This is a genomic window from Propionibacterium ruminifibrarum (assembly GCF_900289195.1).
Lineage (GTDB): Bacteria > Actinomycetota > Actinomycetes > Propionibacteriales > Propionibacteriaceae > Propionibacterium > Propionibacterium ruminifibrarum.
In genome coordinates, this window is the sequence record NZ_OMOH01000001.1 from 194,764 (window position 1) to 208,179 (window position 13,416).

A 13,416-nucleotide genomic window follows, 5' to 3' on the forward strand; every position below is an offset into this window, starting at 1 on the left:
CTCAGGACAGCTTGGCGATGATCAACTCCCGGACGCGCCTGGCGTCGGCCCTGCCGCCCATGCGCTTCATGACGGCGCCGATGAGGGCGCCGGCGGCCTGGGTCTTGCCGCCCCGGATCTTCTCGGCGACGTCGGGGTTCGCCTCGATGGCCGCGTCGACTGCCGCCGAGAGCGCGCCCTCGTCGCTGACCACGGCCAGACCGCGCTCCTCGACGATCCGTTCCGGGGATCCCTCGCCCGCCAGGACGGCCTCCAGGACGGTGCGGGCCAGCTTGTCGTTGATCGTTCCGGCCTCGACGAGCCGCTGGACCTCGGCGACCTGGGCCGGGGCGATCGGCAGGTCCTCGAGCAGGACGCCCCGCTCGTTGGCGGCTCGTGCCAGTTCGGTGAGCCACCACTTGCGGGCCGCGGCCGGGGCGCAGCCGGCCGCCACGGTGGATTCGATGAGGTCGAGGGCACCCTCGGTGCCATTGACGTCACGCATCTCCAGGTCCGAGAAGGACCACTCGGACTGCAGGCGGGCGCGTTTGACGGCGGGCATCTCGGGTAGGCCGGCGCGCAGCTGCTCGATCCATTCGCGGCTCGGGGCGATGGGGACCAGGTCGGGTTCGGGGAAGTAGCGGTAGTCCTCGGCCTGCTCCTTGGAGCGGCCGGCGGTGGTGAACCCGCCGGCCTCGTTCCACATGCGGGTCTCCTGCTTGACGCGGCCGCCACCGGCCAGGACGGCACCCTGGCGGCAGATCTCGTACTGCAGTGCGGCCTCGACCGAGCGCAGCGAGTTGACGTTCTTCGTCTCGGTGCGGGTGCCCAGCTCGGTGGTGCCCTTGGGCATGAGCGAGACGTTGGCGTCGCAGCGCAGCTGGCCCTGTTCCATGCGCCCCTGCGAGACGCCGAGGGCGCGCACCATGTCGCGCAGGTGCGCCATGTAGGCGCGCGCGACCTGTGGCCCCTTCGTACCGGTGCCGCGGATCGGTTTGGTGACGATCTCGACCAGGGGCACGCCGGCACGGTTGTAGTCCATCAGGGAGTGGTCGGAGCCCTGGATGCGGCCCGTCGCCCCACCGACGTGCAGGGACTTGCCGGCGTCCTCCTCCATGTGGGCCCGTTCGATCGGCACCTCGTAGCCGGTGCCGTCGACCTCGAGTTCGACCAGGCCGTCGAAGGCGATCGGCTCGTCGTACTGGCTGATCTGGTAGTTCTTCGGCATGTCCGGGTAGAAGTACTGCTTGCGGGCGAACCGGCACCAGGGGGCGATCTCGCAGCCGAGCGACAGGCCGATGCGGATGGCTGACTCGACGGCCTTCTTGTTGACGACCGGCAGGGAGCCCGGCAGGCCGAGGCAGACCGGGCAGGTGTGGGTGTTGGGCTCCCCGCCGAACTCGGTGGAGCATCCGCACCACATCTTCGAGCGGGTACCCAGTTCGACGTGCACCTCGAGGCCGAGAACGACGTCGAACCGCTCCATCACCTCGTCGTAGTCCATGAGTTCGTCACTGCTGTACTGCACGCTCATTTCGCGGCCTCCCCACTGCCTTCGACGGGCAGGTCGGGTACCTGTCCGCACAGGTCGGCGGTCCCGGCGAGTCCCTCGAGCGCCGCGCCGACACGATAGACCCGGTCGTCGCCGAGCACGGGGGCCATCACCTGGAAACCGACCGGCAGTCCGTCCTCGGGGGCCAGGCCGGCTGGGAACGAACCGGCGGCGACGCCGGCGAGATTCGCGGGCAGGGTGCACAGGTCGCCCGCGTACATGGCCAGCGGGTCCCCCACGCGCTCCCCCAGCTTGAAGGCGGTCGTCGGGGCGACCGGCGAGACGAGGACGTCGACCTGTTCGAAGGCGGCGGCGAAGTCACGGGCGATGAGTGTGCGCATCTTCTGGGCCGAGCCGTAGTAGGCGTCGTAGTAGCCCGCGGACAGCGCATAGGTGCCCAGGATGATGCGGCGCTTGAGCTCTGCGCCGAAACCGGCCCCGCGTGACAGCCGCATGACGGCCTCGGCCGAGTTGGTGCCGTCGTCGCCGACACGCAGCCCGTAGCGCATCGCGTCGTAGCGGGCCAGGTTGCTGCTCAGCTCACTCGGCATGATGAGGTAGTAGGTGGCCAGGGCCTGCGTGAAGTGCGGGCAGGAGACCTCGACGATCTCGGCTCCGGCCGCCCGGAGCAGTTCGACGGACTCGCCAAACCTCTGCTCGACGCCGGCCGCGTAGCCCTCACCGCCCAGCTGGGCGACGACACCGATGCGCATGCCGGCCACGTCCGCCGAGTCCGCCGCGGCGACGACGTCGGGGACGGGCTCGTCCAGGCTCGTCGAGTCGGCGGGGTCGTGCCCGGCGATGACCGCGTGCAGGGCCGCCGCGTCGGCCACGGTGCGTGCGCAGGGGCCGGCCTGGTCGAGACTGGAGGCCATGGCGATGATGCCGAAACGGCTGACGGCGCCGTAGGTCGGTTTGACACCGACGGTGCCGGTCATTGATGCCGGCTGGCGGATCGAACCGCCCGTGTCGGTGCCGATCGCCAGCGGGGTCTCGAACGCCGCCAGTGCCGCGGCCGAGCCGCCTCCCGAACCCCCGGGGACACGATCAAGGTCCCACGGGTTGTGGGTGGGGCCGAAAGCGGACGACTCGGTCGAGGAGCCGGTGGCGAACTCGTCCAGGTTCGTCTTGCCGAGGATCACCAGCCCGGCGTCGAGCAGGCGCTGGACGACGGTCGAGTTGTACGGCGGGACCCAGCCCTCGAGCATCCGCGAGGCCGCGGTGGTGGGGAGGCCCTCGTAGCAGAGCAGGTCCTTGACGGCGACCGGGACACCGGCCAGCGGGGACGGCAGGGGATCGCCCGCGGCGACCAGGGCGTCGATGGCGGCCGCCTGGGCCAGGGCGCGCTCACCGTCGACCGACAGGAAGGCGTGAACGGCGGGTTCGACGGCCTCGATCCGGTCGAGGAAGGCCCGGGTCGTCTCGACGCTGGTCAGCTCCCCGGTGCGGATGCGCCGACCCAGTTCGAGGGCGGTTGCGGTGCAGATGTCACGGTTCATGGCGCACCTCAGCCCGCATCCGAGTCGTCGATGATGCGGGGCACGCGGAACCGCTGCTGACCCTGCGCCGGAGCCCCCCGGAGCATGGCCTCGGCGGGCCAGCTGTCCCGGCGCTCGTCGTCACGCATCACATTGGTCAGCGGCACGGCGTGGGAACTGGGTGGTATGTCCTGATCGGCGACCTGCCCCACCGAGGCGACGGCCTCGAGAATGACATCGAGCTGGGGGGCGATCTCGGCCAGTTCGGCCGGCGTCAGCTCGATACGGGCCAGTTCCGCCAGCCTGCTGACGTCCTGCGGCGTGAGTGCCACGATGAATGCTCCTAACGGACCCGTCGACCGTCCGACGTCGTCGGACGCAGCCGGGGCCCTGTCCGGGGTTCATCCTAGCGGGCCGGTCCCGCCCCTCCCCGGCCATGACCGGCGTACCGAATCATCCGCCCTGAAGGATCTTGTAGAAGAGCGCCATGAGAGCGCTCACGGCGGCCAGGCCGACAGTGAGGGCGGCGACGGTGAGGATCCGGACACGCTTCTTGCGCGAGGTGGTGGGCACCAGCGCGGGCCCCCACTCCCCCAGGCGGGGACGCACACGCACCGGCGTGTCGCCGGTGAGATCCAGGTCGGAGAAGAACGAGGCCATGCCCGCGATTCTATCCAGCCGTCCCCGGTCGCCGGTTCGCAGCGAGCCGGCCCGGGTCACAGGTCGGCGGCGACCCGCACCAGGTCGCGCAGGATCTGCCACTGACCGGTGCCGGTGGCCGAGGCCAGCCCGCAGGCCGGCGTGATGGCCCAGCCGTCCAGGCGCGGCGAGCCCTCGGCGAGGTCGAGGTGGGCGCGCGCCTGCGAGAAGCGGCGGGCGATGGCCCGGGCCCCCAGGTCGTCCTCATCGGCCCCGACCAGCCCCAGCCACAGGCGGCGGGCCGGATCGGCGGAGCACCACTGGGCCAACTCGTCCCAACGGTCCCGGCCCCAGTCGCGCACGTCCAGGCTCAACGCGTCGGCGCCGGCCCCGCCGAGCACATCCAGGTGGGGGTCGTCGGCGCAGCAGTGGAGAACCACCTGGTCCCCGCCGCTCCTGGCGGTCTCGACGGATTCAGCCAGGACCCGGCGGGCCTCCTGCGCGTCGACGGGCGGCAGCCGGTGCCGTCCCGACTCGTCGGACACATCCCCGTCCAGCACCTGCGCCAGGCATGGTTCATCGATCTGGACGGCGAACGCGCGCCCGGTGAGACGCACGATCTCGTGCAGGAAGTCGCCGACGCCGACCTGCCACGACTGGGCGATGTCATGGCTGGCCCCGGCGTCACCGATTGCGCGGCCCCCTCTGGGCAGATCGATGCAGGCCGCCAGCGTGAGCGGCCCGGCCACGGTGATGGCGGGGATGCCGGACCAGCCCTGCATGGTCTCGATGAAGATCTCACGGTCATCGGCCAGCATGCGGCGGGCGCGGGCGGCGATGAGGGAGGAGCCCTGGCACAGCCGCCAGCCTGCCGGGGAGAGGTCGACGGGCATCTCGGGCAGCAGACACGCGGATCGGCCGATCATGTCGGCGCCCGGGCCGCGGGCCGGCAGCTCCGGCAGAGGGGCCCGGTGCTCCAGCTCGCCCAGGACCGCACGGCAGCAGGCCGCGTAGTCCCGCCCGGCGAAGGAACCGAGAGCCGTGGCGATCATGCCCGCACCGCCCCGGCGGTGTGGGGCCAGGGGTCGCCGGGGCGGTGGGTGGCGGTGATCTCGGCGCAGCCGAGAACCCTGTCCTGGTCGTAGAAGACGATGAACTGGCCCGGCGCCACCGAGGCGACCGGCTCGTCGAAGACGACGCGTACCCGGTCCCCCTCGTGCCGGACCGTGGCCGGGAACGCCGCGCCGTGAGCCCGGAACTGGGCCGTGCCATGCCACCCATCGGGCAGGGCGGGGCCGGTCAGCCGCAGCCGACCGGCGAGCAGCTGGTCGACGAGCAGCGCCGCGCCCTGGCCGACGCGCACGGTGTTCGTCACGGCGTCAAGACCCGTGACATAACGCGGCCTGCCATCGGCCGCCGGACGGTCGAGCCCCAGCCCCTTGCGCTGCCCGATCGTGAAGTGGTGGATGCCCCTGTGCCGGCCGATGACCACGCCGTTCTCGTCCACGATGTCGCCCGGCCGGTCGGGCAGGTGCCCGGCCAAGAACTCGCCGGCCCCGCCGGCCGAGATGAAGCAGATGTCGGTGGAGTCGGGCTTCGCGGCCACCGGCAGCCCGAGACGGCCCGCCAGGGCACGCACCTCGTCCTTGCCGGCGATGTCGCCGAGGGGGAACATGAGCCGGTCCAGGTCATCGGGGCCCAGCACCGCCAGCACGTAGGACTGGTCCTTGCGCCGGTCCGCGGCCCGACGAAGCTCGGCCCGGCCCTGCGGGGACCGGGTGATCCGGGCGTAGTGGCCCGTGGCGACGGCGTCGAACCCCTCGGCGCGGCTCCGGGCCAGCAGCCCGCCGAACTTCACGGTGCGGTTGCAGCGCAGGCACGGGTTGGGGGTCAGCCCATGGCGGTAGGAGTCGACGAAGTAGTCGATGACCTGCCCGTTGAAGGGTTCCCGCAGGTCCCAGACCGCCAGCTCCATGCCGAGTTGATCGGCGACCCGCCGGGCGTCAGCGGTCTCCGGCACCGAGGCCGTCCCCATGAGGAGATGGACACCGACGACGTCGTGGCCCTGCGCTTGGACGAGGGCCGCGGAGACGGCCGAGTCGACGCCGCCGGACATGGCCACCGCAACACGCATTGGCAGGCTCCTGGTGGAGGGGAATCGGATGGGGAGGGTTCGCCGCTCGCGCAACGACACGCACCTCTTGGCACATTCACATTCTAAGGGCGTCAGCGGATAAACTCTCATCCTCATGTCAGCGGCCCGCGCGCCTCCCCGGTGAGACATCTGGGCCGTCCGAAGAGCCGTCTCAGCCGGAAAGAGCAGTGAAGATGACCATCTCGCCAACGAAGAGTCACCCAGCCCTCGGAGCCGTCCTCACCGAGGACGGTTGCGATTTCCGCCTCGTGGCGCCTCGTGCCGAGCGCGTCGAACTGGCCCTCGTCAACGACGACGGCACGACGATTCGCAATGTCGACATGCGACGCGACGGCAAGATCTGGTGGACCCGTGTCGAGGGCGTGAACGAGGGCCAACGGTACGGCTACCGGATCCATGGCGAGTGGAACCCCGATGCAGGCCTGCGCGCCAACCCGGCCAAGCTCCTCGTCGACCCCTACGCCCGCGCCGTCACCGCCGGCGTCGACTACACCGGCCCGATCTTCGACCACACCGCGGAATCGGACTACGAGCCGGACACCCGCGACTCCGCCCAGCACGTGCCGTTGTCCGTCGTCGTGGCGGACTCCCCCGCCCCCGAGCCGATCGCCCGGAGGCGCCCGCTCGAGGAGTGCGTCATCTACGAGACGCACGTCAAGGGTTTCACGATCATGCACCCGGCCGTGCCCGAGCACATGCGGGGCCGCTACGCGGGTCTGGCCTACCCCGCCGTCATCGAGCACCTCAAGGAGCTCGGCGTCAACGCGATCGAGCTGCTCCCCCTGCACCAGTTCGTCTCCGAACCCTTCATCATGGGCCGGGGCCTGTCGAACTACTGGGGCTACAACACCCTGGCGTACTTCGCCCCGCACGGCGCCTACTGCTCGGTGGGGACCGAGGGCGACCAGGTCCGGGAGTTCAAGAACATGGTGAGCGCCCTGCACCGTGCCGGCATCGAGGTCATCCTCGACGTCGTCTACAACCACACGTGCGAGGGCAGCCACGAGGGCCCGACCCTGAGTTTCCGCGGCATCGACCACAAGGGCTACTACCGGCTCACCGACGACCTGCGCAACGACTACGACGTCACGGGCTGCGGCAACTCGGTCGACACCGGGCACGAGGAGGTCCTCGACCTCATCCACGAGTCGCTGCGCTACTGGGTCACCGAGATGGGCGTGGACGGATTCCGGTTCGACCTGGCCACCACCCTCATCCGCGACAGCGCCCACGGGGTCGACCAGAACCACGAGTTCAAGAAGCGTCTGGCCGCCGACCCGGTGTTCGACGACATCAAGCTCATCGCCGAACCGTGGGACATGGGCCCTTACGGCTACCAGGTCGGACGCTGGGGCAAGGGGTGGAGCGAGTGGAACGACCGCTACCGCGGCCTCGTGCGCGACTACTGGCGCTCCCAGGTGCACGGCGTCAGCGAGTTCGCCTCCCGGATCGCCGGGTCACCCGACATCTTCGACCACGATGACCGCCCGCCGTCCAGCTCGATCAACTTCCTCGACGCCCACGACGGCTTCTGCCTGCGCGACCTGGTCAGCTACAACGGCAAGCACAACGAGGCCAACGGCGAGGGGAACCGCGACGGCTCGGACGACAACCGGTCCTGGAACTGTGGTGCCGAGGGCGAGACCGACGACCCGGCGGTCAACGCACTGCGTCACCGCCAGGTGCGCAACATGCTGGCCACTCTCATCATGTCCGACGGCACGCCGATGTTCTGCGCCGGCGACGAGATGGGTCGCACCCAGCAGGGCAACAACAACGCCTACTGCCAGGACAACCGCATCAACTGGGTGCACTGGGACCTGCTCGAGTCCTGGGGCGATGTCTTCGCCGCCGCGAAGCGGTTCATCGCGTTGCGCGCCTCCTCGCCGCTGTTGCAGGCCGACGACTACCACTACCGCACCGAGGTCACCGACGCAGACGGAGAGCCGCTGGGCCGCTACGAGATGGCCTGGATGAACGGCTACAGCGGTGAGATGGGTGAGGGCGACTGGAATGACGGCGCCCGTCGTCTTCTCGGCAAGTACGTCTCGGACGCCTCCGGCGAGGCCATCCTGACCTGGTTCTACGCCGGTGACCAACCCATCGAGGTGACCATGCCTCCCCTCCCGTGGGGTACGAGTTACCAGATCGTGGCATCCACCGCCGATGAGGGCGAGCTGCCCACAGAGGACCTGGCCCCTGGCCAGACCTTCACGATGCCCGGCCGCACGGTCGTCGCTATGAAGGTGGCCGTGCCGACCACTGCGGCGCAGCTGTCCGAACTCACCCGCCCGGTCGCCGAACCCGCCGCTGAGCCCGCCGTTCTGGAGGCCGTAGAATCCGCCGCTCAGGAGACCACAGGGCCCGCGCAGTGAGCCGTTGCCGCCGATGGTGCGGGCGGCAACGAACCGGACACGGCACCGAAGAACAGAGCCGGGCCCCGAGGAATTCCTCGGGGCCCGGCCCTTTGACGTCGGAGTCGGTTGTCAGAGCTCGGCGGCCGAGGCATCGGCCACGACCGCCAGGCCCAACTCGGAGGGGCTGGCCAGCAGCGGATTCTTCGGCACGACACGCACCGTGTACCCGACCGCACCGGCGAAGTGCGCGACGGCTCGCGTGGTGAACTCCTGAGCGCCGCCCTCGGAGCGGCCGGTCGGTTTCAACTCGTTGATGCGCACGTTGGACATCTCGTCGGAGTTTCCGTTGACGTCGCCGGTCACCAGCTGAACCGAGACGTCCTCAGCGGTCAGATCACCGAGACGCACCCACGCGACGAGGTTGTTCTCGGACCCGACCGGGACCGGGTTCGGCAGGTCGGAGATGACGCGCTCGACGGACACGGTGGACCATGCGCTGCGCACGTTCCGCTTCCACTGGGCCAGCTCGGCGGCGGCCCCCTTGGCGGCCAGCGCACGAGAGGAACGGGCGGCGGGCGTGTAATACCACGTGGTGTAGTCGCGCACCATGCGGCTGGCGAGGATCTTAGGCCCGAGGTCGGAGATCGTCTCGCGCATCATGCGGATCCACGCGGTGGGCAGGCCGTTGGCGTCCCGGTTGTAGAACTTCGGTACGATCTCGTCCTCGATGATGTCGTACAGGGCCTCCGCCTCGGCCGCGTCGCGGGCCACCGGGTCGGTGATCGTGTCGGCCGAGGGGATCTCCCATCCGAAGCGGGGCTCGTACCACTCGTCCCACCAGCCGTCGCGCACCGACAGGTTGGCTGCGCCGTTGAGGGCCGCCTTCATACCGGAGGTGCCGCAGGCCTCGTAGGGACGCAGGGGGTTGTTCAGCCAGACGTCGCAGCCCGGGTACAGCGGGCGGGCCATCGACATGTCGTAGTCGGGCAGGACGACGATCTTGCCGCGCACCTCGGGGTCGTCGGCGAACTGCACCATCTGCTGGATGAGGCCCTTACCGATGTCGTCGGCCGGGTGGGCCTTGCCGGCGATGACGAACTGCACGGGGCGTTCGGGGTCGTTGAGCAGCTTCTTGAGCCGTTCGGGCTGGCTCAGCATGAGGGTGAGGCGCTTGTACGAGGCGCCGCGGCGTGCGAACCCGATGGTCAGGGCGTTGGGGTTGAGAGCACCGCTCACCCAGTCGGCGTTGATGCCGCGCAGCTGGCAGCTCTTCTCGAGCCGCTCCCTGGCCATCAGGATCATCTCACCGCACATGCGGCGCTTGAGCGACCACAGCGAGGCGTCGTCGACCCGGTCGAGGGCCGACCAGTCGTAGCCGTCGACGACGGTCTCGGCGTCACTGGTCCGGGTCTCGAGGAGCCCGAGCAGGTCCGGGTGGATCCAGGTGGGGTGGTGGACGCCATTGGTGACCGAACCGATCGGCACCTCGGTGACGTCGAAGTTGGGCCACAGACCCTGGAACATCTCGCGGCTGACCTTGCCGTGCAGCAGGGAGACGCCGTTCGAACGCTGTCCCAGGCGAAGGCCCATGACGGCCATGTTGAAGCGCGAGGGGTCGCCGTCGGCGTAGTCCTCGGCGCCGAGCGCGAGGATGCGCTCGAGCGGCAGGGGCGCGAAATCGCTGAACTGGTCGGCGATCTGGTTCTGCCCGAACCGGTCGATGCCGGCCGGGACCGGGGTGTGGGTCGTGAAGAGCGTGCCGCCACGGGTCTTCTCCAGGGCGGTCTCGAAGTCGTCCCCGGACTCCATGAACTCGCGGATGCGCTCCAGGCCGAGGAAGCCGGCATGGCCCTCGTTGCAGTGGAAGACGTCCGGCTCGGGACGGCCGGTCAGACGGCAGAACACGCGCAGGGCGCGCACGCCGCCGACACCGAGGAGGATCTCCTGGGCGAGTCGATGGTTCGAGTCGCCGCCGTAGAGGCGGTCGGTGATGTGGCGGGCCGGCTCGTCATTGGCCTCGACGTTGGTGTCCATGAGCAGCAGGGGCACACGGCCGACCTGGACGGTCCACAGCTGGGCCTTGACCGGGCGGTGGCCGACGGTGATCTCGATGCTGGCCTGGCCGTCGCCGTCCATGAGGGGGCTGATCGGCAGCTCGTGCGGGTCGAGCATCGGGTAGTACTCCTGCTGCCAGCCCGATGCGTTCAGGCTCTGGCGGAAGTAGCCCTGCGCGTACAGCAACCCGACGCCGATGATCGGCACACCGAGGTCGGAGGCCGCCTTGAGGTGATCACCGGCGAGGATGCCGAGGCCACCGGAGTACTGCGGCAGCACGGAGGCGATGCCGAACTCGGCGGAGAAGTAACCGATGGATGCGGGGGCGCCCTCGGTCCTGGCCGCGAAGCCCTGGAACCACCGGTCACCGTTCACGTAGTCGTTCAAGTCCTGCTGTACGAGCTCGAGGTGACGCAGATAGCGCCGGTCGCCGGCGAGCGTGTCGAGACGCTCACGGGAGACGGTCGCCAGCAGTTTCAGGGGGGAGCGCTCGGTGACCTCCCACAGCTCGGGGTCGAGGGACTCGAAAAGGTCCTGGGTTTGCGGGTGCCATGCCCACCGCAGGTTCAGGGCGAGATCGTGCAGGGGCTTGAGCGGCTCCGGCAGGACCGGCTGAACAATGAATTTTCTGATAGCTCGCACCCCACAAGGGTATCGGGCGCGGCGAAGCAAGGGGCAGTGGCGCTCATCCGTCCAGCATGTGGGAGTTCGCCGATGGTGAAGACGCTGGCCGTGAAGGACCTGCGGGTCACCGCGCGTCCCCCGGCGCAGGGAGCCGGGCCGGGCCGGTAGCGTAGATGCGTGTTCAGCAAGTGGAAGTCGCGCTCCCAGCGCCGCAACGAGAGCCCCCAGCAGGTCCCGGACGAGCCCACCACGGCCCCCGCCCCGATGCCCCAGGAGCCCCCGAACCGGCAAGAGCCGGCACCCCGGGCCGACGTGCAGCCGGTCTCTCCCCCGGTGGTACCGGAGCAGGCCCTCGCCGACGAGCCCGACGCCGGCCGGCCGCGCCACGCGGCCCCCGAGCCGCCCGCCGAGAACCCGACCCGCATTCCGGTGCCGCCGCGCCGCGGCGTGCCGAACGGCTTCGGTCGCATCCCGGTCCACAACGTCTCGCCCGTCCTCGAGAACGGCGCCTACCCGGCCAAGGCCGTCGAGGGCGAGACCATCACCGTCCGCGCGAACATCTTCCGCGAGGGCCACGACGCCCTGGGCGCCTGCGTGATCCTCACCGACCCGGCGGGCACCGAGCAGCGCATCGACATGGCCCAGGTCGAACCCATGGGCCTGGACATCTGGGCCGCGCAGGTGCGGCTGGGGGTGCCCGGCGACTACAGCTTCCGCGTCGAGGCCTTCGACGACCGCTGGCGCACCTGGCAGCACAATGCCGCCATCAAGCTGGATGCCGGCCTCGACGTGCCCCTGGTCTGCGCCGAGGGCCGCATCCTGCTGGAGGAGGCCGCCGAGGCGGCGCGTGCCGCCGACGCCGAGCACGACGCCGCCCTCCTGGCCGACGCCGGCCGGCGTCTGGACCCGGGCGCCCCAGTCCAGCAGCTGCGCGAGGTCGTGACGGGACCGGAGGTGGATGCGGCCATGAGCCGCTGGCTCCCCCGCAACCTGCTGACCCCCACCGCCGAGTTCCCGCTCGTCGTCCACCGCCGCGGTGCCCAGTTCTCCAGCTGGTACGAGTTCTTCCCCCGTTCGGTCGGAGCCGTCCGCCACGAGGACGGCTCTTGGACCTCCGGCACCTTCAGGTCCAGCGAGAAGATGCTGGAACGCATCGCCGAGCTCGGTTTCACCGTTGCCTACCTGCCACCCATCAACCCGATCGGCAGGGCCTTCCGCAAGGGACCGAACAACACGCTGCAGGCCGGCCCCGATGATCCGGGATCGCCCTGGGCCATCGGCTCGGCCGACGGCGGGCACGATGCGGTGAACCCCGAGCTGGGCACCATCGAGGACTTCGACCACTTCGTGGCCCGGGCCCACGAGCTGGGGTTGGAGATCGCCCTGGACTTCGCGCTGCAGGCCTCCCCCGACCATCCGTGGGCCGTCGAGCACCCCGAGTGGTTCACCACGCGCGCCGACGGCACCATCGCCTACGCCGAGAACCCGCCGAAGAAGTACCAGGACATCTACCCGATCAATTTCGACAACGACCCCGAGGGCATCTACAACGAGGCCCTGCGCCTGGCCGAGTTCTGGATCGATCACGGCGTGACGATCCTGCGCGTCGACAACCCGCACACCAAGCCGGTCGACTTCTGGGCCTGGTTCGCGGCACGTCTGCACGAACGTCACCCCGAGGTCGTGATCCAGGCCGAGGCCTTCACGCGCCCCGAGATGATGCATGCCCTGGCCAAGGTCGGTTTCCACCTGTCCTACTGCTACTACACGTGGCGCAACACGAAGTACGAGCTGGGCGAGTACCTCACCGAACTCTCGAACGAGTCGGTGGACTTCTTCCGCCCGAACTTCTTCACGAACACCCCGGACATCAATCCGACGTTCACCCAGTCCGGCAATCCGGCGGCCTTCGCGATCCGCATGATCCTGGCAGCGACGATGAGCCCCGCCTGGGGCGTCTACTCCGGCTTCGAGCTGTGCGAGCACGAGGTGCTCAAGCCCGGTGGCGAGGAGTACATGAACTCCGAGAAGTACGAGTTCCGCCCCCGCGACTACGACGCCGAACCCAATCTCAACGGGCTCATGAGGATGCTGAACGCCATCCGGGCCGGGCACCCGGCGCTGCAGCAGATGCGCGGCACACAGGTGCTGGGCACGAGCAGCGACAAGATCTTCGCCTTCGCCAAGCGCGACGGGGACGACCGAGTCGTCACGATCGTCAGCCTCGACCCGGACGAAGGGGTGGACGGCACGGTGCACATCGATCTCGGCTGGCTCGGCCTCGACCCGGACGCCCCGGTCCGAGTTCACGACGAGCTGACCGGGCAGGATTTCGACTGGGGCGCCGACAACTACGTACGCTTGTGGCCGGCCCAGCCGGCCCACGTCCTGTCGGTGCGCCCGGCAGACCAGGGCTGATCCGCTCAGGCGTGGTACGGGCCGGACGGGTCCGTACCACGCCGTCCTGCGCTGAGGACCCCTCATCTCGTCAGCACCCGGACACAGGCAGGAGATGGTGACAATCACTCCCCCCGACGCGAAGGCCTTGAGCTTCGACGTCCCCGCGGACGACTACGA

The 13,416-nt window shown here is 69.8% G+C and carries 9 protein-coding genes; 2 read left to right on the forward strand and 7 right to left on the reverse strand.

Annotated features, from left to right (window positions below; all coding sequences use genetic code 11):
• Nucleotide 1 precedes the first annotated feature (1 nt).
• From gatB to mnmA, 6 genes are all read right to left on the reverse strand, one after another.
• Nucleotides 2-1,513 (reverse strand): Asp-tRNA(Asn)/Glu-tRNA(Gln) amidotransferase subunit GatB, encoded by a 1,512-nt coding sequence (gene gatB / locus PROPJV5_RS00865; protein WP_119714459.1) that lies wholly within the window; start codon nucleotides 1,511-1,513, stop codon nucleotides 2-4.
• Complete coding sequence (gatA, locus tag PROPJV5_RS00870) at nucleotides 1,510-3,030, reverse strand: Asp-tRNA(Asn)/Glu-tRNA(Gln) amidotransferase subunit GatA (protein WP_119714460.1); 1,521 nt, start codon at nucleotides 3,028-3,030, stop codon at nucleotides 1,510-1,512. Before gatA ends, gatB begins: the two co-directional genes overlap by 4 nt.
• Nucleotides 3,031-3,038: 8 nt before the next feature.
• Nucleotides 3,039-3,341, reverse strand: coding sequence for an Asp-tRNA(Asn)/Glu-tRNA(Gln) amidotransferase subunit GatC (gene gatC / locus PROPJV5_RS00875; RefSeq protein WP_119714461.1), 303 nt, complete (start codon nucleotides 3,339-3,341; stop codon nucleotides 3,039-3,041).
• 121 nt (nucleotides 3,342-3,462) lie between these two features.
• Complete coding sequence (locus PROPJV5_RS00880; protein ID WP_119714462.1) at nucleotides 3,463-3,669, reverse strand: hypothetical protein; 207 nt, start codon at nucleotides 3,667-3,669, stop codon at nucleotides 3,463-3,465.
• Nucleotides 3,670-3,725: 56 nt separating this feature from the next.
• Nucleotides 3,726-4,700: a uroporphyrinogen decarboxylase/cobalamine-independent methonine synthase family protein gene (locus tag PROPJV5_RS00885; protein ID WP_119714463.1), complete on the reverse strand. Its 975-nt coding sequence runs from the start codon at nucleotides 4,698-4,700 to the stop codon at nucleotides 3,726-3,728.
• Nucleotides 4,697-5,782: a tRNA 2-thiouridine(34) synthase MnmA gene (gene mnmA / locus PROPJV5_RS00890; RefSeq protein ID WP_119714464.1), complete on the reverse strand. Its 1,086-nt coding sequence runs from the start codon at nucleotides 5,780-5,782 to the stop codon at nucleotides 4,697-4,699. Before mnmA ends, PROPJV5_RS00885 begins: the two co-directional genes overlap by 4 nt.
• A 194-nt stretch (nucleotides 5,783-5,976) precedes the next feature.
• Between mnmA and glgX the strand changes: the two genes are divergently transcribed.
• On the forward strand, nucleotides 5,977-8,178 hold the full coding sequence (gene glgX / locus PROPJV5_RS00895) for a glycogen debranching protein GlgX (protein WP_119714650.1): 2,202 nt from the start codon (nucleotides 5,977-5,979) through the stop codon (nucleotides 8,176-8,178).
• A 111-nt stretch (nucleotides 8,179-8,289) separates the two neighbouring features.
• Here the strand turns inward: glgX and glgP are convergent, their stop codons facing one another.
• Nucleotides 8,290-10,857, reverse strand: a complete 2,568-nt coding sequence (glgP, locus tag PROPJV5_RS00900; protein WP_119714465.1) for an alpha-glucan family phosphorylase — start codon at nucleotides 10,855-10,857, stop codon at nucleotides 8,290-8,292.
• 246 nt (nucleotides 10,858-11,103) lie between these two features.
• On the opposite strand from glgP, the gene PROPJV5_RS00905 reads away from it, so the two are divergent.
• Entirely contained in the window at nucleotides 11,104-13,257 is a 2,154-nt protein-coding gene (locus PROPJV5_RS00905) for an alpha-1,4-glucan--maltose-1-phosphate maltosyltransferase (RefSeq protein WP_119714651.1), read from the forward strand.
• Nucleotides 13,258-13,416: the final 159 nt, after the last annotated feature.